24 protein-coding genes and 1 other RNA gene are annotated in these 23,803 nt (G+C 71.6%); 8 read left to right on the forward strand and 17 right to left on the reverse strand.

The window, feature by feature from the left end:
- Positions 1–97: 97 nt before the first annotated feature.
- The 3 genes from fmt to recR form a co-directional block, all read right to left on the reverse strand.
- On the reverse strand, positions 98–1,027 hold the full coding sequence (gene fmt / locus ASG32_RS16110) for a methionyl-tRNA formyltransferase (protein ID WP_056528020.1): 930 nt from the start codon (positions 1,025–1,027) through the stop codon (positions 98–100).
- A 7-nt stretch (positions 1,028–1,034) separates the two neighbouring features.
- Positions 1,035–1,550: a peptide deformylase gene (def, locus tag ASG32_RS16115; RefSeq protein WP_056528023.1), complete on the reverse strand. Its 516-nt coding sequence runs from the start codon at positions 1,548–1,550 to the stop codon at positions 1,035–1,037.
- 104 nt (positions 1,551–1,654) lie between these two features.
- Positions 1,655–2,260: a recombination mediator RecR gene (recR, locus tag ASG32_RS16120; RefSeq protein ID WP_020092791.1), complete on the reverse strand. Its 606-nt coding sequence runs from the start codon at positions 2,258–2,260 to the stop codon at positions 1,655–1,657.
- A 415-nt stretch (positions 2,261–2,675) separates the two neighbouring features.
- Here recR and ASG32_RS16125 point away from each other — a divergent pair, with 415 nt between their 5' ends.
- Positions 2,676–4,295 (forward strand): phosphoenolpyruvate carboxykinase, encoded by a 1,620-nt coding sequence (locus ASG32_RS16125; RefSeq protein ID WP_020092790.1) that lies wholly within the window; start codon positions 2,676–2,678, stop codon positions 4,293–4,295.
- Between the two features lie 154 nt (positions 4,296–4,449).
- On the opposite strand, the gene ASG32_RS16130 is transcribed toward ASG32_RS16125, so the two are convergent.
- From ASG32_RS16130 to ASG32_RS16140, 4 genes are all read right to left on the reverse strand, one after another.
- A complete protein-coding gene (locus tag ASG32_RS16130; RefSeq protein WP_020092789.1) occupies positions 4,450–4,773 on the reverse strand; it encodes a YbaB/EbfC family nucleoid-associated protein in 324 nt (107 codons plus the stop codon).
- A gap of 62 nt (positions 4,774–4,835) precedes the next feature.
- On the reverse strand, positions 4,836–6,761 hold the full coding sequence (locus ASG32_RS16135) for a DNA polymerase III subunit gamma/tau (protein WP_056528026.1): 1,926 nt from the start codon (positions 6,759–6,761) through the stop codon (positions 4,836–4,838).
- Positions 6,762–6,798: 37 nt separating this feature from the next.
- Positions 6,799–6,897: signal recognition particle sRNA small type (gene ffs, locus ASG32_RS32650), an RNA gene on the reverse strand.
- A 75-nt stretch (positions 6,898–6,972) separates the two neighbouring features.
- Positions 6,973–7,233: a PepSY domain-containing protein gene (locus tag ASG32_RS16140; RefSeq protein ID WP_020092787.1), complete on the reverse strand. Its 261-nt coding sequence runs from the start codon at positions 7,231–7,233 to the stop codon at positions 6,973–6,975.
- A 143-nt stretch (positions 7,234–7,376) separates the two neighbouring features.
- On the opposite strand from ASG32_RS16140, the gene ASG32_RS16145 reads away from it, so the two are divergent.
- Both ASG32_RS16145 and ASG32_RS16150 read left to right on the forward strand, forming a co-directional pair.
- Complete coding sequence (locus ASG32_RS16145; protein WP_056528028.1) at positions 7,377–8,915, forward strand: YifB family Mg chelatase-like AAA ATPase; 1,539 nt, start codon at positions 7,377–7,379, stop codon at positions 8,913–8,915.
- On the forward strand, positions 8,912–10,669 hold the full coding sequence (locus tag ASG32_RS16150; RefSeq protein WP_056528031.1) for a bifunctional protein-serine/threonine kinase/phosphatase: 1,758 nt from the start codon (positions 8,912–8,914) through the stop codon (positions 10,667–10,669). The genes ASG32_RS16145 and ASG32_RS16150 overlap by 4 nt, the downstream gene beginning before the upstream one ends.
- Before the next feature lie 15 nt (positions 10,670–10,684).
- Here the strand turns inward: ASG32_RS16150 and ASG32_RS16155 are convergent, their stop codons facing one another.
- From ASG32_RS16155 to ASG32_RS16175, 5 genes are all read right to left on the reverse strand, one after another.
- Positions 10,685–11,404 carry a glutathione S-transferase gene (locus tag ASG32_RS16155; RefSeq protein WP_056528033.1) on the reverse strand — a complete coding sequence of 240 codons (720 nt, stop codon included), beginning with the start codon at positions 11,402–11,404 and terminating at the stop codon, positions 10,685–10,687.
- A gap of 48 nt (positions 11,405–11,452) precedes the next feature.
- Positions 11,453–11,902, reverse strand: coding sequence for a hypothetical protein (locus ASG32_RS16160; RefSeq protein WP_056528036.1), 450 nt, complete (start codon positions 11,900–11,902; stop codon positions 11,453–11,455).
- A gap of 135 nt (positions 11,903–12,037) precedes the next feature.
- A complete protein-coding gene (locus tag ASG32_RS16165; protein ID WP_056528039.1) occupies positions 12,038–12,412 on the reverse strand; it encodes a hypothetical protein in 375 nt (124 codons plus the stop codon).
- A gap of 43 nt (positions 12,413–12,455) precedes the next feature.
- On the reverse strand, positions 12,456–14,345 hold the full coding sequence (locus ASG32_RS16170; protein ID WP_056528042.1) for a methylmalonyl-CoA mutase subunit beta: 1,890 nt from the start codon (positions 14,343–14,345) through the stop codon (positions 12,456–12,458).
- A gap of 229 nt (positions 14,346–14,574) precedes the next feature.
- Positions 14,575–15,378, reverse strand: a complete 804-nt coding sequence (locus tag ASG32_RS16175; protein WP_056528045.1) for an undecaprenyl-diphosphate phosphatase — start codon at positions 15,376–15,378, stop codon at positions 14,575–14,577.
- Between the two features lie 253 nt (positions 15,379–15,631).
- Between ASG32_RS16175 and ASG32_RS16180 the strand changes: the two genes are divergently transcribed.
- From ASG32_RS16180 to ASG32_RS16190, 3 genes are read left to right on the forward strand one after another with little or no spacing between them, the layout of a single operon-like run.
- Positions 15,632–16,324: a glutathione S-transferase family protein gene (locus ASG32_RS16180; protein ID WP_056528048.1), complete on the forward strand. Its 693-nt coding sequence runs from the start codon at positions 15,632–15,634 to the stop codon at positions 16,322–16,324.
- 29 nt (positions 16,325–16,353) lie between these two features.
- Positions 16,354–17,499: a tRNA epoxyqueuosine(34) reductase QueG gene (gene queG / locus ASG32_RS16185; protein WP_082557945.1), complete on the forward strand. Its 1,146-nt coding sequence runs from the start codon at positions 16,354–16,356 to the stop codon at positions 17,497–17,499.
- Positions 17,496–18,359, forward strand: a complete 864-nt coding sequence (locus tag ASG32_RS16190; protein WP_056528053.1) for an SDR family oxidoreductase — start codon at positions 17,496–17,498, stop codon at positions 18,357–18,359. The genes queG and ASG32_RS16190 overlap by 4 nt, the downstream gene beginning before the upstream one ends.
- Here ASG32_RS16190 and ASG32_RS16195 read toward each other — a convergent pair whose 3' ends face one another.
- Genes ASG32_RS16195 through ASG32_RS35620 form a run of 3 tightly spaced genes read right to left on the reverse strand, consistent with a single transcriptional unit; the run spans position 18,360 to position 20,160 of the window.
- Positions 18,360–19,184, reverse strand: coding sequence for a metal ABC transporter permease (locus ASG32_RS16195; RefSeq protein WP_056529225.1), 825 nt, complete (start codon positions 19,182–19,184; stop codon positions 18,360–18,362). It lies immediately after the preceding gene.
- A gap of 47 nt (positions 19,185–19,231) precedes the next feature.
- On the reverse strand, positions 19,232–20,029 hold the full coding sequence (locus ASG32_RS16200; RefSeq protein WP_056528056.1) for an ABC transporter ATP-binding protein: 798 nt from the start codon (positions 20,027–20,029) through the stop codon (positions 19,232–19,234).
- Positions 20,026–20,160, reverse strand: coding sequence for a hypothetical protein (locus tag ASG32_RS35620; RefSeq protein ID WP_280141584.1), 135 nt, complete (start codon positions 20,158–20,160; stop codon positions 20,026–20,028). The genes ASG32_RS16200 and ASG32_RS35620 overlap by 4 nt, the downstream gene beginning before the upstream one ends.
- 124 nt (positions 20,161–20,284) lie before the next feature.
- On the opposite strand from ASG32_RS35620, the gene ASG32_RS16205 reads away from it, so the two are divergent.
- Positions 20,285–20,770: a transcriptional repressor gene (locus tag ASG32_RS16205; protein WP_020094645.1), complete on the forward strand. Its 486-nt coding sequence runs from the start codon at positions 20,285–20,287 to the stop codon at positions 20,768–20,770.
- Between the two features lie 37 nt (positions 20,771–20,807).
- On the opposite strand, the gene ASG32_RS16210 is transcribed toward ASG32_RS16205, so the two are convergent.
- On the reverse strand, positions 20,808–22,313 hold the full coding sequence (locus tag ASG32_RS16210) for an undecaprenyl-phosphate glucose phosphotransferase (RefSeq protein ID WP_056528059.1): 1,506 nt from the start codon (positions 22,311–22,313) through the stop codon (positions 20,808–20,810).
- 335 nt (positions 22,314–22,648) lie between these two features.
- Positions 22,649–22,996 carry an antibiotic biosynthesis monooxygenase gene (locus ASG32_RS16215; protein WP_042672224.1) on the reverse strand — a complete coding sequence of 116 codons (348 nt, stop codon included), beginning with the start codon at positions 22,994–22,996 and terminating at the stop codon, positions 22,649–22,651.
- A 355-nt stretch (positions 22,997–23,351) separates the two neighbouring features.
- Here ASG32_RS16215 and ASG32_RS16220 point away from each other — a divergent pair, with 355 nt between their 5' ends.
- Entirely contained in the window at positions 23,352–23,789 is a 438-nt protein-coding gene (locus ASG32_RS16220; RefSeq protein WP_020094642.1) for a helix-turn-helix transcriptional regulator, read from the forward strand.
- The last annotated feature ends 14 nt before the right edge of the window (positions 23,790–23,803 follow it).

A 23,803-nucleotide genomic window follows, 5' to 3' on the forward strand; every position in this document is an offset into this window, starting at 1 on the left:
GCCGAGCCTCGCCAGGGTGCGCTGCCCTGGGTCGCTTCGCTGCGCTCGCGATGACGGGTCGGGCCGCGTGCCGAATGCCGTGAACGGGCGACGCGCATCAGCCGAGGCGGGCGCCGGGCGTCAGGCGGGCGCCGCGGACGAACTCGGCCCCGTTGGCGCTGCCGCCCTTCCCGGCGCGGCGCAGCTCCAGGAGCCGGACGGCGCCGTCCCCGCAGGCGACGGTGCCTTCGGAATCGCGCAGCGTGCCCGGCGCGCCCGAACCCTCCGCCGGGGCGGCGCGGAGCACCTTCACGCGCTCGGAGCCCTTGCCGAGATCGACCTCGAAGAAGGCGCCGGGGAACGGCGACAGCCCGTTGATCCGGTTGGCGACCTCAGCCGCCGGGCGGAACCAGTCGATCCGCGCCTCGTCGTTGGTGATCTTGTGGGCGTAGACGATTCCGTCCTCAGGCTGCGGCGCGAAGGTCAGCGTGCCCGCGTCGAGCGCCGCGAGGGCCCGCGCCATCAGGTCGGCGCCGAGGGGCATGAGCGCGTCGTGCAGGGCCCCCGCCGTCATGCCCGGGGTGATCGGCAGACGCGCCTCGAGGGCGACCGGGCCGGTGTCGAGGCCGGCTTCCATCCGCATCAAGCCGACGCCGCTCTCGGCATCACCCGCCATCACGGCGCGCTGGATCGGCGCCGCGCCGCGCCAGCGCGGCAGCAGGGATCCGTGCAGGTTGAGGCAGCCGTGCCGCGGCGCGTCGAGGATCGCCTGCGGCAGCAGCATCCCGTAGGCCACGACCACCGCGACGTCGGCCCGGTGCGCCGCGAAGGTCTCGGCGGCTTCGGGCGTGCGGAGCGTCGCGGGCGTCAGGACCGGCGCGCCGAGCGTGTCGGCGAGCGCGTGGACCGGGGAGGGGCGCAGGCTCATGCCGCGGCCGGCCCTGGCGGGCGCGCGGGTGTAGACCGCCGCGATGTCGTGCCCGTCCTGCGCGAGTCGCGCGAGCGTCGGCACCGCGAAGTCCGGCGTGCCCATGAAGACGACGCGCATGGCCGGCTCAGGCCGCGTCGCGCTTGGCCGCCTTGGTGAACTTCTTGATCACCCGGTCGCGCTTCAGCTTCGACAGGTGGTCGATGAACAGCACGCCGTTGAGATGATCGATCTCGTGCTGGATGCAGGTCGAGAGCAGGCCGTCGGCCTCTATCTCCTGCTCCTTGCCGTCGAGGTCTCGGAACTTCACGCGCACCCGGTCCGGGCGCTCGACCTCGGCGTAGTAGTCCGGGATCGACAGGCAGCCCTCGTCGTAGACCCGCTTCTCCTCGGACGACCAGACGATCTCGGGATTGATGAAGACCCGCGCGTTGCGGACGCCTTCCTCCTTCGACGTGTCGATCGTCACGACGCGCTTCGCCACGCCGATCTGGATCGCCGCCAGCCCGACGCCAGGAGCGTCGTACATCGTCTCGAACATGTCGGCGACGAGGGTCCGGATCTCGGCGGTGATCGGCCCGACCGGTTCGGAGCCCAGGCGCAGGACGGGATCGGGAAGGATGACGAGCGGGCGGATGGTCATGGCGGGAACCGGCAGGGAAGGCGCCGGGACGGGTCCGGGCTCACCGTCGAATAGGATGCGGCCGAGGACCGGTCAAATACCGGTTCGCGACCTGTCGCCGGCCCTCAGAACACCGTCCGGCTGCGGATCGCCGCCGAGAGCGTGCCCTCGTCGAGGTAGTCGAGCTCGCCGCCGACCGGCACGCCGTGGGCGAGGCGCGTGACCTTCACGTCGCAGTGCCGGATCGACTCCGTGACGTAGTGGGCGGTGGTCTGGCCGTCGACGGTGGCGTTGAGCGCCAGGATGACCTCGGTCACCTCGGGCCGGGCGACGCGCTCCACGAGGCTCGCGAGGTTCAGGTGCTCCGGACGGACGCCATCGAGCGCCGAGAGGACGCCGCCGAGCACGTGGTAGCGCGCCTTCACGGCCCCGGACCGCTCCAGCGCCCAGAGGTCGGACACGTCCTCCACCACCACGAGCGTCGTCGGATCGCGCTCGGCGTCGCGGCAGATCGTGCACGGGTCCGAGGTGTCGACGTTCCCGCAGCTGGTGCAGACGATGATGCGGTCGGCCGCCACCCGCATCGCGTCGGCGAGGGGCCCGAGCAGCGTGTCGCGCTTCTTGATGAGCTGCAGGGCGGCCCGCCGCGCCGAGCGCGGTCCGAGGCCCGGCATGCGGGCGAGGAGCTGGATCAGGCGCTCGATCTCGGGGCCGGCGACGGCTTGGGGCATCGTGCCTCTGGGGCGAGGAAGGGGCTGCGGATCGGGACGGGCATAGACGGCGCCGAGCGCCGCGCAAGGGTCCGCGCGCCGATGCGGTCCATCGTATGTGGTATATGGGTATTCCGACGCCGCTTCGCCGGTGGCATTATGCTGCACGACGAACGGAACTGCTTACAGACCTGGGTTCCTGAGTCCACGACTGTGGTCTAACCTGTTTGTACACGTTGCGGGCTCCTGGCAGAGCCCATTATGACAGCGAAGCTTCGCCGCCTACGCGTGAGTGGGATGGCGAGCGGCCGGGAACGGAGAACCTGCGTGCGGCGGTCCTGTACGACCGCACGGACGTCTCCCGGGCAAACCCGGACGGCGGTGCCGTCCGGCTCAGTCGCGTCGACGGTCGAACAGGGGCCCGGGAGATACGATCATGACCAACATCGGTGATCACAACGCGGCCCACGGTGCCGAGGCGGCGGGCTTCCGCGACCTCAAGGCCGTCCACTGGAATTTCGAGGCCCCGCGCCTCTACGAGGAGGCCCTGTCCCGCAAGGAGGCGCAGCTCGCCCGCGGCGGCGCCCTCGTCGCCACCACCGGCAGCCATACCGGCCGTTCGCCCAAGGACAAGTTCGTGGTGCGCGACGCCGGCACCGAGAACGAGGTCTGGTGGGACAACAACGGCGCCATCACGCCCGAGCAGTTCGAGACCCTGCGCCAGGACTTCCTGAAGCACGCCGAGGGCAAGGAGCTGTTCGCCCAGGACCTCTACGGCGGCGCCGATCCGGCCTACCGGGTCAAGGCCCGGGTCTTCACCGAGTTCGCGTGGCACTCGCTGTTCATCCGCAACCTGCTGATCCGGCCGGACCGCTCCGAGATCGCGTCCTACGTGCCGGACATGACGATCATCGACCTGCCGAGCTTCCAGGCCGATCCCGCCCGGCACGGCTGCCGGTCGAAGACCGTGATCGCCATCGACTTCTCGAAGAAGCTCGTGCTGATCGGCGGCTCGGCCTACGCGGGCGAGATGAAGAAGTCGGTCTTCACCTACCTGAACTACATCCTGCCCGGCCAGGGCGTGATGCCGATGCACTGCTCGGCTAACGCGGCGCTCGACGCCGAGGGCGGCTCGGCGATCTTCTTCGGCCTCTCGGGCACCGGAAAGACGACGCTGTCGAACGACAGCTCCCGCCAGCTGCTGGGCGACGACGAGCACGGCTGGTCGAACGAGGGGATCTTCAACTTCGAGGGCGGCTGCTACGCCAAGACCATCCGCCTCTCGCGCAACGCCGAGCCGGAGATCTACGCCACCACCGAGCGCTTCGGCACGGTGATGGAGAACGTGATCATCGATCCGGTCACCCGCGCACCGGATTTCGACGACGCGTCTCTCACCGAGAACACCCGCTGTGCCTACCCGCTGGACTTCATCGCCAACGCCAGCGCCTCCGGACGGGCCGGGCATCCGAAGAATATCGTCATGCTGACCTGCGACGCCTTCGGGGTGATGCCGCCGATCGCCAAGCTCACCGGCGCCGAGGCGATGTACCATTTCCTCTCGGGCTACACCGCCAAGGTGGCCGGCACCGAGCGCGGCCTGACCGGGCCCGAGGCGACCTTCTCGACCTGCTTCGGCGCGCCGTTCATGCCGCGGCATCCGAGCACCTACGGCAACCTGCTGCGCGACCTCATCGCCAAGCACAGCGTCGATTGCTGGCTGGTCAACACGGGCTGGACCGGCGGCGGCGTCGGCACCGGCCGGCGGATGCCGATCCGCGTGACGCGCCGCCTGCTGAGCGCCGCCCTCGACGGCTCGCTGGCGCAGGCCGAGTTCCGCCGCGACCCGTATTTCGGCTTCGCGGTGCCGGTCTCGGTTCCGGGCGTCGAGCCGCACATCCTGACCCCGGTGAAGACCTGGGCCAACAAGGGCGCCTTCGTGGAGACGGCGGCGCGGCTCGTGAAGATGTTCGACGACAACTTCAAGCGGTTCGAGGCCCATGTCGACGCCGACGTGCGCGCCGCCGGGCCGACCGCGCAGGCGATCGCGGCGTAACCGAAAGCGGGCGGCCCGCGGGGCCGCCCGTCCCGTTCGTCTTCGCGAGTGCAGGGAAGCTATCCAGGGCAGCGCGACATCTGCGAGCGTAGCGCGACCGGGTTGCTTCGCTGCGCTCGCGAAGACGGTTCGGACGTCCTGTCCGGGATGCGTCCTAGAACGGCAGCTTCATGCCCGGCGGCAGGGGCAGGCCCTTGGTCAGCTCGGCCATGCGCTCCTGCATGGTCGCCTCGGCCTTCCCGCGGGCGTCGTTGCAGGCCGCGACGATCAGGTCCTCAAGAATCTCGCGCTCGTCCGCCACCATCAGCGAGGGGTCGATGCTGACTCCCTTCATCTGGCCCTTGGCGCTCATGGTGACCCGGACGGAGCCGCCGCCGGAGGCGCCGGTCACCTCGATCTCGTCCATCTCGGACTGCAGGTTGGCCATCTTCTCCTGCATGGCCTGAGCCTGCTTCATGATGCCCATCAGGTCGCGCATGCGGCTCTCTTTCCGTTTCCTCGTCTGATCTGGGTATGGCGCGGCCCGGGCGCCACCGTGCGTCAGGCGTCGTCGTCCTCGACCTCGCCGACCCGCGCGGCGTCACCTTCCCCGAGGATCTCCTGCTCGGCGGAGGGGAGGGCCTCGGAGATTGTCTCGCGCACGTCGACGATCTCGGCCCCGGGGAAGCGCGTCAGAACCTCGCGCACGAACGGGTCGGCGGCGGCGTTCTCCCGGCGTGTCTCGGTCGCGGCACGGGCGGCCGCGTCGAGGGTCGGGGCGCCCTCGTCCTTCGACAGGGCCACCACCCAGCGCCGCCCGGTCCAGCGCTCGATGGCGGCGGCGATGTCGTTGGCGAGGCTCGACCGGCCGCCGGAGGCGAGGCGGAACTCGATCCGGCCCTCCTCGAAGCGCACCAAGTGGACGTCGCGCTCCAGCGCGGTCCGCAGAAGGATGTCCCGGTTGGCGTCGGCCAGCGCGATCAGGTCCTCGAACCGACCGAGACGCGGCGTCGGCGGTGCCGCGGGCGCCGGCCTCGGCGCCGGCGCACCGACGGGCGCACTTGCGGGCGCGCTGATCGGGACGCTCGCCGGCGCGTTCACCGCGACGGGCGCGGCCAGGGGCGCCGCGACCGGGACGGGCTCCGGCGCGACCGTGCGGGGTGCCGCGGCGAGCGCCGCGGAACCGCCGCCGCGCAGGTCGGGAATCGGCGGGAGGGGCGGCCGGGCTGAGGCGGCCGGGGCCTCGTCCGCGGGCGCGGCGGCGGCCTCGGCCCGGAGCTGGCGCAGGGCCTCGTCGGGTGTGGGCAGGTCGGCCGCGTAGGCGAGGCGCACGATCGCCATCTCGGCGGCCGCGAGGGGCCGGGGCGCCGCCTGGACCTCGGGAATCGCCTTCAGCAGGATCTGCCACGCCCGCGACAGGGCGCGGATCGAAAGCTTCTCGGCGAACGCGGCGCCGCGGACGCGCTCGGTCTCGCTGAGCGTCGGGTCGGCGGCGGCTTCCGGCACCACCTTGAGCCGGGTGACGAGGTGCGTGAAGGCCGCGAGATCCGAGAGTACGACCGACGGGTCCGCGCCGGAATCGTACTGCGCCCGCAGCTCCGCGAAGGCGGCCGGCACCGCGCCGCGCATCACCGCCTCGAACAGGTCGAGGATCCGGGCGCGGTCAGCGAGGCCCAGCATGTCGCGCACGCTCTGCGCCGTGATCGTGCCGGCGCCGTGGGCGATCGCCTGGTCGAGCAGCGAGAGCGCGTCGCGCACCGACCCTTCCGCGGCGCGCACGATGGCGCCCAGAGCCTCGTCCTCGACCGATACGCCCTCGGCCGCGCAGACCTTCGCGAGATGCGCGTGCAGGGTCGGCGCCTCGACCCGGCGCAGGTCGAATCGCTGGCAGCGGGACAGGATCGTCACCGGGACCTTGCGGATCTCCGTGGTGGCGAACACGAATTTCGCGTGCGGCGGCGGCTCCTCCAGCGTCTTCAGGAAGGCGTTGAACGCCTTCTCGGAGAGCATGTGGACCTCGTCCACGATGTAGACCTTGTAGCGCGCCGAGACCGGCCCGTAGCGGATGCCGTCGATGATCGCCCGGACGTCGTCGATGCCGGTATGCGAGGCGGCGTCCATCTCCAGCACGTCCATGTGCCGGGATTCCATGATCGCCGCGCAGTGGAGGCCGAGTTCCGGCATCGACACGGTCGGGCCGGTGTCGGGCTGTCCGGCGCGGGCGTAGTTGAGGCCGCGCGCCAGGATGCGGGCCGTCGTGGTCTTGCCGACTCCGCGGACGCCGGTGAGCATCCAGGCCTGCGGGATGCGGTTGGCCGCGAACCCGTTGGCGAGGGTCCGCACCATCGCGTCCTGGCCGATCAGGTCGCCGAAATTGGTGGGGCGGTACTTGCGCGCGAGCACCCGGTAGGGCGTCGCCGCGGCGGGGGGCGCTGGAAACCCGGGCAGGCCCGGCTCGTCGTCAGGCGTGCCGGTCGTAGCGTCCATGCCGTGTCTGGGTCCGGCTGCCGCGCGCCGTGGAATGAGGTGGGAGGCTGGACGAAGACCCGCTCGGTCTCGTTAGGGCTGCTTCCTTCCGGACCTGACCCGGTTGGCGAGTGAAACGTCCCTCGCCAACCCCCCGCCGGCTATATGGCCGGGCCTCGGCCCGAACGCAAGCGCTGCTGAAGCCGAGTCGAAGCGCAGCCGAAGCGCTGCCTCACTCGGCCTTGCGCTTCACGATGGCCAGGGTCTTCGGATCGAGCTTCAGGTCGAACTGCTTGCCGCTCGCGTCGATCGCGTCGTCGACCTCGATCATGCCGTCGTCGAGCTCGATCTCCTTCCACTTGGTGAAGCCCTCCTGCTTGAGCATGGCCTCGACCTTGGCCTGCTGATCGGGCGGAAGCTTCTCGTCGGCGCGGGCGGCGAGGCCGGTGCCCGCGATCAAGGTCAGGGCGAGAAGGGACGTGGTAAGGCGCATGGCTGTCTCCGATCCGGCAATTGTTTCCGGCTGTGAACAGGCGTGCCGCGGCGGAGTTCCATGGCGACGATCCCCTTGAGCCGCCACCGAATCTGCCGCACATCTTGGCCGTACCGGAACGCGGCGGCGAGGACACTGCACGAATGGTCACCCGCGTCGCCACCGTGGCCTTCGAGGGCATCGAGGCGCGGGCGGTGGACGTGCAGGTCCAGATCGTGCCGGGCTCGGTGGTGTTCACCGTCGTCGGTCTGCCCGACAAGGCGGTGGCGGAATCGCGCGAGCGGGTCCGCGGAGCGCTGATCGCCTCGGGGCTGGCGCTGCCGGCCAAGCGCATCACGGTGAACCTCGCCCCGGCGGATCTTCCCAAGGAAGGCTCGCATTTCGACCTGCCGATCGCGCTGGGCGTCATGGCGGCCATCGGCGCGATCCCGGCGGACGCGCTCGCCGGCTACTGCGTCCTGGGCGAGCTCGCCCTCGACGGCAGCATCACGGCGGTGAGCGGCGTGCTGCCGGCCGCGATGGCGGCGGCCGATCGGGGGCTCGGGCTCATCTGCCCGGCGTCCACTGGGCCGGAGGCGGCCTGGGCGGGGGGCGACCTCGACGTGCTCGCGCCGCGCTCGCTGATCCAGCTCGCCAACCACTTCAAGGGCAGCCAGGTGATGGCGCGGCCGGAGCCCGCCGTCGCCGCGCCGGCCGGGCCGCTGCCGGACCTCGCCGACATCAAGGGGCAGGAGGGCGCCAAGCGCGCCCTGGAGATCGCGGCCGCCGGGGGCCACAACCTGTTGATGAACGGGCCGCCCGGCTCGGGCAAGTCGATGCTGGCGGCGCGTCTTCCCTCGATCCTGCCGCCGCTCACGCCGCGCGAGCTGCTCGACATCTCCGTGATCCAGTCGGTGGCGGGCGCGCTGAAGGACGGGGCGCTCTCGAACCGCCGGCCGTTCCGGCAGCCGCACCATTCCGCCTCGATGGCGGCCCTGGTGGGGGGCGGCCTCGGGGCGCGGCCCGGTGAGGTCTCCCTGGCCCATGGCGGCGTGCTGTTCCTGGACGAGCTCCCCGAATTTTCCCCGCAGGTGCTCGACAGCCTGCGCCAGCCGATGGAATCCGGGGCGGTGATGATTGCCCGGGCCAACCACCGAATCACCTACCCGGCGCGGTTCCAGCTGGTCGCGGCGATGAACCCGTGCCGCTGCGGCCACGGTCTCGAACCGGGCTACGCCTGCCGGCGCGGGCCGAACGCGCGCTGCATGGCGCAGTATCAGGCGCGGATCTCCGGCCCGATGCTCGACCGAATCGACCTGCGCGTCGAGGTGGCGGCGGTGACGGCCGCCGACCTGATCCTGCCCGCGCCGGCCGAGGGCTCCCGCGAGGCGGCCGCGCGGGTGTCGGCGGCCCGCGCGCTCCAGGGCGCGCGCTACGCCGCGCGCGGCCTGCCGGAATCCACCACCAACGCGACCTGTCCCGCGACGCTGATCTCGGACGTCGCGAGCCCCGACGCCGACGGGACGGCGCTGATCCGCCAGGCGGCCGAGAGCATGCGCCTCTCCGCCCGCGGCTTCCACCGGACGCTGCGCGTCGCCAGGACCCTGGCCGACCTCGACGGCGAGGCGCAGGTCCGCCGGCTCCACCTCGCCGAGGCGCTGTCGTACCGCGGCCGGGGCGACAGCGCGGCGGCCGCCGCTTGAGCGCCGGACCGCGCGGCCCGGCCGACCTGACGGTCACGATCGGCCAGCACAGCAGCGCCGGCCGCAAGGCCGCCAACCAGGATTTCAACGGCGCGCTGGTTCCCGTCCAGCCGGCGCTGGGCCTAAAGGGGATCGCGGTCGCCCTCGCCGACGGGATCAGCAGCAGCGCGGCGGGCGCGGCGGCGAGCGAGACCGCGGTCAAGAGCTTCCTCAGCGACTACTACGCCACGCCGGACACGTGGTCGGTGAAGACCTCGGCGCAGCGCGTGATCGCGGCCACGAATTCCTGGCTCTACGCCGAGACGCGGCGCGGCGCCGATCCGAACGATGCCGACCGGGGCCACGTCACGACCTTCGACGCCCTCGTGCTGAAATCCCGCGTGGCCCACCTCTTCCACGTGGGCGATGCCCGGATCTGGCGGGTGTCCGGCCGGTCGCTCGAGCAGCTCACCGAGGACCACCGGGTCGTCGTCTCCGCGGCGGAATCGTATCTCGGCCGCGCCCTCGGAGCGCAGGGCCGCGTCGAGATCGACTACCACGCCGTGGGCGTCGAGGCCGGTGACACCTTCGTGCTGACGACGGACGGCATCCACGAGCATGTCCGGCCCCGCGACATGGTCGCGGAGATCGCGCGGGCCGGGACCCTGGGCGCGGCCGCGCGGGCGATCGTCGAGATGGCCCTGGCGGCCGGCAGCCCGGACAACCTGACGATCCAGATCGTGCGGGTCGAGACCGTGCCGGAGGGCGAGCCAGCCGACCTCCTCGGCGAGGCCGAGGGGCTGGACCCGGCGCCGCTACTAGACCCGCCCGCGGAGCTCGACGGCTTCCGCCTGCTGCGGATCCTTCACTCCGGTCCCCGGAGCCGCGTCTACCTGGCGGTCGAGGCGGAGACCGGCGCCCAGGTCGCGCTGAAGGTGCTGTCGCTGGACCTGCGGGACGATCCCGCCCAGCGGAAGCGCTTCGTCATGGAGGAGTGGATCGCGCGGCGGATCGACAATCCCCACGTGCTGAAGGCCCATCCCCAGGCCGGCCGCCGCAGCCACCTCTACACGGTGATGCGCTACGTCGAGGGCCAGACCCTGACCCAGTGGATGCGCGACCACGCGGCGCCCGAGCTGGAGGCGGTGCGGGGGCTCGTCGAGCAGCTCGCCCGGGGCGTGCAGGCCTTCCATCGGCGGGAGATGGTCCACCAGGACCTGCGGCCCGACAACGTCCTGATCGACCCGGCCGGCACCGTCCAGATCATCGATTTCGGCGCGACCCAGGTCGCCGGAGTCGTCGAGGGCGACCCGCGGAACGACCCGGCGGAGATCCTGGGCACGGTGCAGTACACGGCGCCGGAGTGCTTCCTCGGCGCCCCGGGGACCGCCCAGTCGGACGTCTTCGCGGTCGGCGTGATGACCTACCAGATGCTCACGGGGCGGCTGCCCTACGGCGACGCGGTGCCCCGGGCCCGGACGCGCGCGGCGCAGCGGCGGCTGCGCTACGCGTCGGCGCTGACTGTGCGCCCGCTGCTGCCGGTCTGGGTCGACGGCGCGCTGCGCAGGGCCGTCCATCCCGATCCGCAGCGGCGCTACGCGACCGTGTCGGCCTTCGTCCACGACCTTCGCCACCCCAACCCGGCCTTCACGGATGGCCGGCGGGCGTCGCTCCTGGAGCGCGACCCGCTGCTGTTCTGGCGCCTGCTGTCGCTGGTGCTCGGGCTCGTCGCGCTGGTGCTCGCGGCGATCCTGATCGCCGGCCCGCGTCGGTGAGTCCCGGCTCGCGCCTCAGGGATCCAGCTCCGGATAGCGGCGGAAGATGCCGTCCTCGTTGAACGGGATCCGGCGCGCGCTGGCGAGGTAGGCGGCGAGCCGCGGGCGCCGCGCCACGGTGTCGTGGAGCCGCGCCACCTGCGGGGTTCTCCAGAGGGCCGCAGCGGTCGCCTTGGGGAAGGCGTAGAGCAGGCCGTCGACGAGCTGGAACAGCGACAGGTCGGCGTAGCAGAGATCCGCGCCGACGAGGCGGCGGCCGCCGTTGGCCGCAAGCACGCGCTCGAAATAGCCGAGATATTTCGGGATGCGCTCGCCCCGGAATTCGGCCGCCCGGCGCAGCGCCTCGACCTTCTGATCCGCGTAGTACAGGCCGACGCCGACGGGATGGTGGGTGTCGTGCGCCTCGTCGACCGCGTCGGCGACGGTGAGCTGGAGCTGATGGGTCCAGATCCGGTCGCGCTCCGACGGGCCCACGAGCCCGAGGCGCGGTCCGAGATAGAGCAGGATCGCGGCGCTCTGCCCGACAACGACGTCGCCGTCGCGCAGGAAGGGCGGTGCCAGGGGCGGTCGCGGATCGGCGGGGTCGGACAGTCGGTCGAGCATCGGTCCGATGCCGCCGGAATCGTCGTCCTGGCGGGCCACGTCGACGTAGTCGGCGCCGGCCTCCTCGAGGGCGAGGCGGACGAACTCGCCGCGCCCCTGGATCATCGGCCAGTAATGGAGCTCGTAGGGCATCGCCGCCTCCGGGTCGGGGAAGGCGCGGCGACCCCGGACGGTTCCCGCTCAGTTGTTCTCGGCCGGCTCCTCCGCCGAGGCCTTCTCGAGCGGCGGCTCGGCGCTGGCGACGGCCTTGCGGGCGAACATCGGCTGAAGGCGCTCGGCGAGCTGCTGGTCCAGATGCTTGACGTACGCGCCCTTGAAGTAGCGCTCACCGGTCTTCGCGCCGTAGAGGTTGTCGTGGGTCCGGATCATCGCGGCGACCTCCGGGCGGCACAGGAAGCCCGTGATGCCGACGGCCTCGTACCAGCGGCCGGCGCGCGCCTCTGCCGTCGCCTTCGGGTTCGACAGCACCGTCTCGGCGAAGCACGCGGTGGCGGCCTGCCGCAGCGGCGCCAACACCTTCTCGGCCTCCGCCGCGTTCACCTTCGGGGCGGCCGGGTTCCGGTGAGGCCGCGCCTCGGCGGCCGAGACGAGCGCGAGGACGGCGAAGGTGGCGAGGATCGAAGTCTTCATACGGGCGGCCTCGTCGGGTGTCCGAACCGCGTTCAGCTCTCGCTCATGATTGCGTCGGGATCGGGGCTGGCGGTTCGGTCCGGGTGCCCGATTCCGGGCAAGATCCGGGCTGTTTCGCGACGGCCACAGCCGCGCTCAGCCGCGCCGCTCCGCGTTCCAGTGTCCCCGGCAGGCGAGGGCCCCGGTCGAGACCCAGGTTCCGGCACCGAAGCCGTCCGAGCCCAGGCGTCCCCGCACGTCGGCGGTGGCGGCGCCGTTGGAGATCGAGCCGCGGATCGCCCCGTTCCGCGCGACGCCACCCTCGACCACGAAGGCAGTCCCGATGAAGCGCGCCCGCCCGCGCTCGATCCGCACCGGGTAGCGGTAGGCACGGTCGCAGTTCCCCGTCTCGGTGATGATCTCGACGCTCCAGGTGCCGTCGAACCGATCGGGCATGGCGGCGGCGCGGGGGGCGGACGCGGCGGGCAGCGTGCCGGCGAGGAGCAGGGCGACGGCGATGCGGGGCGTCATGCGGATCCGGAGTGCCGTGGGCTTCGGGGAGACCGGCGCCCCGTCAGCGCGGCGCCTGCGGCGCGGGCGTCCGCATGGCCGCACGGAGTGCCGCGTTGAGGAGAGCGAGGAGGTCGCAACCGACATGCAGGAAGGCGGCCACGCCCGCCTGCTTCAGCGGCTCGGCCAGGTCCGTCGGCTTCCCGGCGAGGTAGACCGGTCCGGCGCCGGCCCCGGTCAGCGCCTCCGCGGTCGCGACCGCACGCTCGGCGTAGATCCCGTCGGTGGAGCAGATGCAGGCGAGGCTCGTGCCGGACTCCCGGAACGCCGCCGCCGCCGCCTCGGCATCGGGGAAGCCCTCGTTCGACAGAGCCTCGATCCCGCCGGCCGCGAAGGCGTTGGCCGCGAAGGTCGCCCGGGCGTTGAAGGCCGCCACCGGGCCGAGATTGGCCAGGAACACGATCGGCCTGCGACCGGTCTTGGCGAAGAAAGCGTCCGAGGCGTCCCGCAGGGCCTCGTAGGGCTCCGCGAGGCGCTGGGACGGCAGCGCGTCGCAGGCGACCGCCGAGCCCGCGCCGAAGTTGGATCCGCGCACCGCCGCCACGGGCGGCACGTCGAGGACCGTCACCGGCTTCTCGGGGAGGTTCGGGAACTCGCTCGCACCGGTGAGCGGCTCGCGGCGGGTCGCCACCGCCTTGGCGCGGGCCTCGCGGGTCAGCTCGATCCGCCGCTGGAGCTTGCCGATGCTGAGCGAGGCGACGATCCCGCCCTCGGCCTCGATCGCCTGGAACGCCGCCCAGCCCGCCTCGGCGAGCTCGGCCGTCAGGGTCTCGAAACCGCCGGCGCCGGCTGCGGGGTCGCTGACCCGCGCGAGGTGCGATTCCTCGATGAGCACGATCTGGCTGTTGCGCGCCACGCGCCGGGCGAAGGCGTCGGGCAGGCCGAGGGCCTGCGTGTACGGCAGGACCGCGACGCTGTCGGCGCCGCCCATGCCGGCCGAGGCCGCCGCCATGCCGGTCCGGAGGATGTTCACGAACGGGTCGCGCTTGGTCATCATCCGCCACGCGGTCTCGGCGTGGAGGCGCAGCGGCTTCGGGTCGAGGCCGCAGGCCTGCTCGACGCGCGCCCAGAGGCGCCGCATCGCGCGGAACTTCGCGACGGTGACGAACTCATCGGCATCGGCCGCGAGCAGCACGGCGACGCCGTCGCGCGCGCTCGCGAGATCGTGACCGGCCGCTTCCAGGGCGCGCAGGTAGGCGACGGCGGTGGCGAGCACCGCGCCGAGTTCCGCCGCCTCGCCGGCGCCGCCCTCGTGGTAGGGCCGGCCGTCGGCCAGGAAGGCCCGGCCGCGGAAACCCGCCGCCTCCAGCTCGGCCACGGCCTCGGCGAGGCGGGGCGCGATGTCGGTCCAGACGGCTCCGAGGCTGCCGGTGGCCGCCAGGACGCCGACGGGATCGAGCCCCAGATCGACGTCGTAGGTCGAGAGATCCTCGCCGCGGCGCTCCGCCAGCGCCTTGACCAGCCGGGCCACCTCCAGGCCGCGGCCGCCGGCATCGATCCGCAGGGCGATCAGCGGCAGCATCACGCCCTTCAGGGCGGCGTCGAGCTCCTCGACGCTCGCCGCGGTGAGACCGTAGCCGCGGGCGCCCGGCGCACCCGCGACGGCGAGCACGAGGGCATCGGCTCCGCCCTCGAGGTCGGTGAGCGCCTGCGTGTTCGCGGTTCCGAGGTCGGGATGGTCGACCCGCTGGGCGATCCGCCAGGGTCCGGGCTCACGCACCGGCTGCGCCGCCGGCTCGGCCGGTCCGTAGAGGGGTTCGATCCGCAGTCCGTCGGCCGTCCGCGACACCAGCCGCTTCTCGAAATCGGCGCCCTTCAGGACGCCTTCGACGAGGCCGAGCCAGCGCGCCCGGTCTGCGGGCTCGAAGAGGTCGGCGAGCGGTCTGTCTTCCATCGGTACGTCCCAGGGCGCGGCGTCTTCTGCACCGCTTTCATGCGTTTGCCTCGCACGCCGCTCCGCCGCTGGCAATCGCCCGATGGTTGAGGAAAGCTCAAGCCGCGGATCACCGATTTTTGAGTGAGGCGGCGGGGGTGAGGCGAGGGACATCCCTCGATTCGGATCGTCATTCCGAGCCGCCGTGGGCTCGCGCGGACCGATCGAACGAGGCGCGACGCCCGCCGCGTCAGCCGAGGATGATCAGGCCGGCGAAGCCGAGGGCACCGACGATGATCCGCCACCACGCGAACAGCCAGAAACCGTGGCGGGAGACGTAGTCGAGGAGAAGCCGCACCACGAACAGCGCCGAGACGAACGACACGATGAAGCCGATCGCGATCAGCCCGACATCGTTGCTCGAGAGGTATTTGTAGTTGTCGAGCAGGTCCTTGGCGAAGGCGCCCGCCATGGTCGGCATCGCGAGGTAGAATGAGAACTCGGTGGCCGAGCGCTTGTCGGCGCCCATCAGCATGGCGCCCACGATCGTGGCGCCCGAGCGCGAGACGCCGGGGATCATCGCCAGGCACTGGAAGATGCCGATCTTCAGGTCCATCGGCAGCGAGAAGTCGTAGACGTCCGTCTTCTTCACCTCGAGGTCGGTGTCGTCGATGACGAGGAGCACGAGGCCGCCGGCCACCAGGGTCGCGCAGACGATCCACGGGTTGAACAGGTAGGCCTTGATCAGCTTCGAGAAGAGGCCGCCGATGATCGCCGCCGGCAGGAACGCCACCAGGATGCCGAGGACGAAGCGGCGCGCCTTCGGATCGGACGGCAACGCGGTGGCGATCCCCAGGAGGCGGCGGAAATACACCAGCAGGATCGCCAGGATCGCGCCGAGCTGGATCAGCACCTCGAAGGTGTTGTTGGGCGAGTGGAAGCCGATGAAGTGCCCCACCAGCAGCTGGTGGCCGGTGGAGGAGACCGGGATGAACTCGGTCGCCCCCTCCACCAGGGCGAGCAGCACTGCTTTGCCGATGCTTGCCGGATCCATCGCGACGCCCTGTGCCGCGCGCGCGGAGGCCCCCGTCGGGCCACCGCCTGCCACGCGAAATGGTTGTACCCGAGGCTTCGCCGATCAGGGTTGACGGGCAGTTACCGGGCCGGGCTGCGCGTGTTAAGGGCTCGGCAACGGTCGGGCAATAACGCTCGGTCCGAAGTCCTCTGCGCCGAAGACCCGCGCTTCAGGACCCACGACGAGCGCGGGACCGGCCGCGCTGGCAGACCGAACGTCCCGCACGGCCTCGATGGCAACCCTCTACCATTTCCCCTTCTGCGGGAATTCCCGTTTCATCCGTCTCGTGCTCGCCGAGATGGGCATGGAGCCGACGCTGTTCGAAGAACGGCCCTGGGAGCGGCGCGACGACTTCCTGCTGATCAACCCGGCGGGCGTCACGCCCGTGCTGCTGGAGCAGAACGGCCTCGTGGTTCCCGGCGCCGGCGTCATCGCCGAGTACCTCGACGAGACCCGCGGCCTCGGACTCTCGGGGCGGCGGATGCTGCCGGAGGACACCGTCGAGCGCGTGGAGGTGCGGCGCCTGCTCGACTGGTTCCTGGTCAAGTTCGAGTCCGAGGTGACCGCCTACCTCGTCAACGAGAAGATCTCGAAGCGCTTCATGTCGGCCAACGAGGGCGGCGGCCCACCCGACATGAACGCGATCCGCGCGGCGCGCTCCAACGTGCGCTACCACCTCAAATACATCGGCTACCTCATCGCGCGGCGGCGCTGGATCGCCGGCGACAACCTGACCTATGCCGATCTCGCGGCGGCCGCCCATCTCTCCTGCGTCGACTACCTGGGCGACGTGCCCTGGGACGAGGACGAGATGGCGCGGAACTGGTACGCCCGCGTCAAGTCGCGGCCCTCGTTCCGCGCCCTGCTCGCCGACCGGGTGGCCGGGATGGCACCGGCCGCCCACTACGCGGATCTGGATTTCTGAACGCCCGACGGACCTACCACGGCGCCGACCTGCGCCGCCTCGTCGAGACCCGGGCGCGGACGCTCGGGTTCTGCGGCCTGCGCGTGACCCGACCCGACCGGCTGCCCGACCTGCCCGGCCGCCTGTCCGCCTGGCTCGCCGAGGGCGCGCAGGGCACCATGGACTGGATGGCGGAGCGGGCCGACCAGCGCGCCAGCCCGGTCGCGCTGTGGCCCGGTCTGCGCAGCATCCTGGTCCTCGCGATGAGCTACCGGCCCGAGCACGATCCCCTCGACCTCGTGGCGCTTCGCGACCGCGGTGCCGTGGCCGCCTACGCGCAGCGGCGGGATTATCACGAGGTTTTGAAGGGCCGCCTGAAAGAATTGGGTGGGTATCTGTCGGCCAAGGGCGACGTGCGGGTGAAGGTCTTCTGCGACACCGCCCCCGTCATGGAGAAGACCCTGGCGGAGGCGGCCGGCCTCGGCTGGCAGGGCAAGCACACGGTGCTGATCTCCCGCGGGCACGGCAACTGGCTGCTCCTCGGCGCGATCTACACGAGCGCGGAGTTCGAGCCCGACCCGCCGGAGCCCGACCGTTGCGGCTCGTGCCGCGCCTGCCTGGACGTCTGCCCCACCGACGCGTTCCCGGCGCCTTACCGGCTCGATGCCCGCCGCTGCATCTCGTACCTGACGATCGAGCATGCCGGGCCGATCCCGGCGGCGTTCCGGGCGGCGATCGGCAACCGGGTGTTCGGCTGCGACGATTGCCTGGCCGTCTGCCCCTGGAACAAGTTCGCCCGCACCGCGGCGGAGAGCCGCCTCGCCGCGCGGGCGGACCTGGCGGCCCCGGCGCTCGCGGATCTCGCGGGCCTCGACGACGCGGCGTTCCGCACCTTCTTCGCCGGCACGCCGGTGAAGCGCACCGGGCGCGACCGCTTCCTCCGCAACGTCATGATCGCGATCGGGAATTCCGATGACCCGTCGCTCGCGGAGGCGGCCGTCGCGCGCCTGCACGACCCGTCTCCATTGGTGCGCGGCATGGCGGTCTGGGCCTGCGGCCGGCTGCTGCCGCCCGAGGCCGTGCGCGCGCTCGGGCGCCAGCACGGCGATTCCGAGACCGACGCCCACGTGCGGGACGAGTGGCGGGCCGCCACCGGCTTGACGGAACCGCGGACGGACGAGACATCCGCGGCATGAACCTCTTCGTCTTCGGGCTCGGCTTCACCGGCTGCCACTTCGCCGAGCGGGCACGGGCGCGCTTCGGGACCGTCCGCGCCACCGTCACCGACCCCGCGGCCGCCGACCGCATCGCGGCGGAGACCGGTTTCGCGATGCGCGCCTTCGGGCCGGAGGCCGACGACCCCCGGATCGCGGCGGACCTCGCTGACACGGACGTGCTCTTGGTCTCGGCGCCCCCCGGCGAGGCCGGCGACCCGGTGCTGGCCCGCTACGCCGACGCCGTCGCGGCGAGCCGGATCCGGTGGATCGGCTACCTGTCGACCATCGGCGTCTACGGCGACCAGGGCGGCGCCTGGATCGACGAGACCGCGCCGGCGACCCCGCGCAGCGCCCGGTCCAAGGTGCGCGTCGACGCCGAGGCGGCGTGGCTGGCGCTCGGCGCCGCGACCGGAAAGGCCGTTCAGGTCTTCCGGCTCTCGGGCATCTACGGACCCGGGCGCAACCCGATCGTGAAGCTGCGGGAGGGCCGCTCGCAGCGCATCGTGAAGGCCGGGCAGGTCTTCAACCGCATCCACGTCGACGACATCGCCACCACGCTGATCGCCTCCATCGACCGGCCGCGGCCGGGGGCGATCTACAACGTCACCGACGACGAGCCGACCGCGCCCCAGACCGTGACCGAGCACGCCGCGGCCCTCACAGGCCTGCCGCTGCCGCCCGAGATCGATTTCGAGACCGCCGACCTGTCGCCGATGGCGCGCAGCTTCTACGGCGAGAACAAGCGCGTCCGGAACCGGCTGATCCGCGACGAGCTCGGCGTCGTGCTCGCCTACCCGACCTATCGCGAGGGACTCGCGGCCCTCAAGGACCAGCCCTGATCAGGCCTCGAGGTGGCGCGGCCGGACGAGGCGGCGGAGCAGGCCATCGCGGGGGCCGACCATCATCGAGGCGACGTAGAGGGCACCGGCCGCCAGCACGATGGCGGGCCCGCTCGGCACGTCGTACCGGTACGACAGGCTGAGCCCCGACACGCTCGCCAGGGCCGCGATTAGCATCGAGACCGGGATCAGGCCGGCCAGGTCGCGGGCCCAGAACCGGGCCGCCACCGCCGGCAGCAGCATCAGCCCCACCGCCAGCAGCGTGCCGAGGGCCTGGAACCCGCCGACGAGGTTCACCACCACCAGCGCCAGGAAGGCGAGGTGAACCGGGCCGCCGCTGCGGCTGACGCTCCGCAGGAACAGGGGATCGACGCATTCCATCACGAGCGGCCGGTAGATCAGGGCCAGGACCAGCAGGGTCAGCGTGCTGATGCCGCCGAGCAGCCACAGCGCGGCGTCGTCGAGCGCCAGGACCGAGCCGAACAGGAAATGCATGAGGTCGATCTGCGAGCCGCGCAGGGAGACCAGCAGCACGCCGGCCGCGAGCGAGATGAGGTAGAAGGCCGCGAGATTCGCGTCCTCCCGGACGACCGTCGCGCGGGTGACGGCGCCCGCGAGGAGAGCGACTGCGAGGCCGGCCACGAGGCCGCCCAGCGTCATCGCCGGCAGCGACAGGCCGGCGACCAGGAAGCCGACCGCGGCGCCGGGCAGGATCGCGTGGCTCATCGCGTCGCTCATCAGGCTCATGCGGCGCAGCGTCAGGAACACGCCGATGGGCGGCGCCGAGACCGACAGGGCGAGGCAGCCCGCCAGGGCCCGGCGCATGAAGCCGAACTCCACGAACGGCGCGAACAGGGATCCGAGCGGATCGGTCACGCGGCGTCCTCGTGGTGGTGATGGTCCGCGCCGCCGTGGTCGTGCGCCGCCGCGACGGATCGCGGCCCGGCGCAGATCGCCGCGCCCTCGTCCCAGGCCTCGGACAGGTTGCGGGCGCGCGCGAGGTTCTCGGCCGTCAGGACCCGCGCGGTCGGACCCCAGGCCACGGGCTCTCGGGCGAGCAGCAGCGTCGTCGGGAAATGCGCGCGGACCTGCTGGAGGTCGTGGAGGGCCGCGACCACGGTCCGGCCCTCGGCGTGCCAAGTGCGGATGAGCGCCAGGAGATCGTCGACCGTCCGCGCGTCGATGCCGGTGAACGGCTCGTCGAGGAGCACGACCGGGCAGTCCTGCAGGATCAGACGGGCGAACAGGGCGCGCCGGAACTGTCCGCCCGACAGGGTGCCGATCGGCCGCGCCGCGAAGCCGTCGAGGCCGACCGTGGCCAGCGCCGCCTCGATCGCCGGGCGCCGCCGGGTGAGGCTGCGCCACGCCCCCGCGCGCCGCCAGAGGCCCATGCCGGCGAGATCCATGACGGTGAGCGGGAAGCTCCGGTCGATCTCGTCGACCTGCGGCATGTAGGCGAGGGCGCCGGCGCGCTCGATGCGCCCGTCCAGGCAGCGGATTTCCCCGGCCATGCCCTTGAGGAGCGTCGACTTGCCGGCCCCGTTCGGGCCGACGAGGGCGAGCAGGTCGCCGGCCCGCACGGACCCGTCGAGGTGGTGGACCGCCGGATGCCGGTCGTAACCGAGGGTGAGACCGACGAGGCGGATCGGATCCGGGCGCGCGCCGCTCATGTCGCCAGCGCCCAGGCGATGGTCAGCCAGACCAGCGCCGAGAGCAGCGCGGCGAGCGCCAGCCGCGGGCCGATCCCGCTCTGGAACAGCGATCGCCGCGCCGCGTGTCTCGGGCTGGGAATGGTCGGCACGGGGTCCTCGTCGCGCGCTCACGCCGGCGCGGGCACCACGCGGGGCTACTGGCGCGGTGCTGGGCGGCGGTGATACACTGTAACAAACCCGCGGGACAACCTGCGGATCACGTCTGGAGCGATCATGCACCGTCACGAGGGTCACGACGCGTGCCACGCCGGCACCGGTGACATGCTCGCGCGGGCCGAGGCCCTGTGTCGCGAGCGCGGTCTTCAGTTCACGCCCCTGCGCCGGGAGGTGCTCGAGGCCGTGGCCGAGTCCGCCAAGGCTCAGGGCGCCTACGATATCGCGGAGCGGCTGAGCGCGCCGGGCAAGCGCGTGGCCCCGGTCTCGGTCTACCGCGCCCTCGACTTCCTCATGGAGCAGGGGCTGGTCCACCGGATCGCGAGCCGCAACGCCTTCATCCCCTGCGCGCACGGCCACGCCCCCGGGGAGGGGGTCATCTTCCTGATCTGCCGCACCTGCGGCGGCGTCGACGAGGCCTCGTCGGAGGAAGTCGAGGGCAGCCTGGGGCGGACGCTGGAGCGGGCTGGCTTCACCCCGACCCACAGTATCCTGGAGGTCGAGGGCGATTGCGGCGCCTGCCGGGAGCGGAAGCAGGCCCCCTGAGGCGCCACTTCCAGGGCGGACGGCCGCCGGGTGCCGGTCAGAAGGCGTTCTGGTAGGCGCGGCGCGAGACGACCGTCTGGATCATGATCTGGATGTCGAACCAGATCGACCAGTTGTCGATGTAGTGCAGGTCGCAGGCGACGCGCCGCTCCATGGCGAGGTCGGTCTGCGTCTCGCCGCGGTAGCCGTTGACCTGGGCCCAGCCGGTGATCCCGGGCTTCACGTTGTGCCGGCGGGCGTAGAGGGCGATCCGGCGCTCGAAGCTCCGATCGTGCGCCAAAGCGTGCGGACGGGGGCCGACCAGCGACATCTCTCCGCGCAGGACGTTGATCAACTGGGGCAGCTCGTCGAGGTTCGTCCGGCGCAGGATCGCGCCGATCCGGGTGATGCGGCTGTCGTTGCGGGTCGCCTGCCGGAAGGCGGCGTTCGGATCCGCCCGCATCGACCGGAACTTGAAGACGCCGAACGGCTGCTGGTTGAAGCCGTAGCGCTTCTGCCGGAAGAAGACCGGGCCGGGGCTGTCGAGCTTGATCGCCACCGCGATCGCGGCGAGCAGCGGCGACAGCGACACGAGGGCGATGGTCGCCACCGTCAGGTCGAGGGCGCGCTTCAGCATGACCTCGCCGACGTTGAGAGGACGGCGGCCGATGTTGATCCCCGAGACGCCGCCGACCCGGGCGACCTGCAGGTCCGGGAAGCGGTCGAGGACCGCGCCGGGACGCAGGTGGAGGGCCGAGGGCACCCGCAGGAAGGCGTCGATGCAGCGCTCGACCTCCGCGGTGTCGGCCCAGGGCACCAGCACGAAGACGTCGTCCGGCCGCAGGAAGCGGACGACGGAGACGGCGAGGTCGAGATCCTCCTGCAACTGGTCGTGGCGAGTGGCCGCGTCGGCGCCGGGATCGACCCGCCGCAGGTAGCTCGTCCCGATGATCCGCGAGCCGAGCTGGTCGACCTCCTTGCCGGCGTAGAAGCGCGCGATGTCCTCCTCGTAGCCCACGAGGTGGATCCGGCTGGCGGTGGCCGATCCGGCGCTCAGCCGCTCGCGCACGAGCCGGCGCACCGCGACCCGCGCCGCGATGAGCACCGGTAGGCCGGCGGCGAAGATCCCGAGCGAGACGAGCCGCGAGTAATCGTTGGTCGTCTTCGTCATGAAGCTGACGACGAGCACGGCGGCCCAGGCGATCAGCCAGAGCGAGGCCACCCGCTGGACGCCCGGCTTCTGCGCCATCACGTTCTCGAGGCTGTACTCCTCGCGCAGGACGTTCGTGGCGACGATCACCAGCGCCAGCAGCGCCGACAGCCGCGAGCCGCGGACGAGACCCGCCCACACCGTGCCGTCCTGCGCGAGGACTTGGTAGGCGCATTCGAGGCCCAGCGTGACCGCCACGATCGCCGCGATGTCGGTGGCGGCGAGAGTCATGGACAGGGCGATGCGCGCCAGCGCACGGCCGCGGCGCGGCAGCAGGGCCGACCACACATTGCGGCGGCGCTCCGCCGAGGTCGGTAGCGCCTGAAACGTCTCCGGAAGCCGATCGTGAAACATCTGACCCGCAACGTCCCGTCTTAGTCGGACTCTGTACCAGTCTGAGACACGAAAGGTTTCAGCGCCGCCTGGTGACGGTCACGGAGCAAGCCGCGGGCCCGGCGGGTTCACGATCGCAGTCGCGGATGAGCGCTGCGACTTAGGGCCTGCTTCCGGAGGAGGCAATACATAGTTAATGCTGAGTGACTGTTCGGCGCAGCCAGCCGTCACGAGGTTTGACGGGGGACCGTTTTCGCCGGAGCTATTTCAATTCACGCGGGTTTCTTTCATCGCGGTTTCAACCGGATCGGCGGCTCGAATGACCCCGGCCGAAGGGCGGCCGGGGTCCGCCGCGTTCAGACGGCGTCCGCGTCCTGGCGCGCATCGGCCGTCCCGCCGACCGTCTGGATCGTCTCGAAACCCTCGAATTGGGGGTGGCCGAGATACAGGGGCTTGGTCGAGGGCACGCGGCCATGCGCCTTGCGGAACTGCTCGGACCGGGTCCAGGCCTCGAAATCGGCACGCGATCGCCAGATCGTGTGCGAGGCGTAGAGCACGTGGTCCTCGTGCTCGGGGCCGCGCAGCAGGTGAAACTCGACGAAGCCCGGCATCTCGCCGAGGTGGCTGTCGCGCCCGAGCCAGACGGCCTCGAAATCCGCCGTCGCGTCCTTAACGACCTTGAAGCGATTCATCGCGATGAACATGCGTGCCTCCTGCGCGGTACCGAACCTACATGTCCCTGTGGTCCTAAGGGGTACCGCCGCGCGGCGACAAGGCGCACCTCGAAAGCAGCCCTGACCTCCACGTCGACATTTGAGCAACAATGTTGCAAAGATGTGTGGGCTTAAACTAGAAGATGTAACCTTCGACTTGCGAAGCTTGACAACTTGGTGTCCTACTGCGCCGCGGTTCACCTGTGTCGGGATCAGGGCTATAGCCGGACATCGGCACGGAGTACCGGCAACCTGGCGTGCAGGACATGCGACTAAGGGGCGGACGGTGAAGCGGCGCGACAGCGAGGCGAAGACACCCCGTCCGCAGGAGGATGCAGCCCACGCCATGGACAAGGATTCCTCCGGCCAGACGATGCCGAAGCAGACGACGGACGTCGATCGCCTCGTCGGCATCCGGATCACAGCGTTGCGCAAGGCTCGCGGCATGAGCCAGACCGCGCTGGGCAACGCGGTCGGCGTGACCTTCCAGCAGGTTCAGAAATACGAGAAGGGCCAGAACCGGGTCGGGGCCGGCCGGCTGCGCGAGATCGCGCGCCTCCTCGAGGTTCCGGTCTCCGCGTTCTTCGAGGAGAACGAGCCGCGCGAGAACGCGCAGGAGGACGTGTTCGGCTTCCTCAGCGCCCACGGCGCCATCGAGCTGCTGCGCGCCTACGCCCAGATCGAGGACGAGCAGATGCGCCGCGACGTGCTCGCGCTGGTCCGCAGCGCCGCGCGACTCGCGCAGAACCGCGGCGCAACCGCGCCGACGACGGATCCGGCCTGACCGGCGCGCGAAAC

It is taken from the genome of Methylobacterium sp. Leaf361, from assembly GCF_001424445.1.
GTDB lineage: Bacteria > Pseudomonadota > Alphaproteobacteria > Rhizobiales > Beijerinckiaceae > Methylobacterium.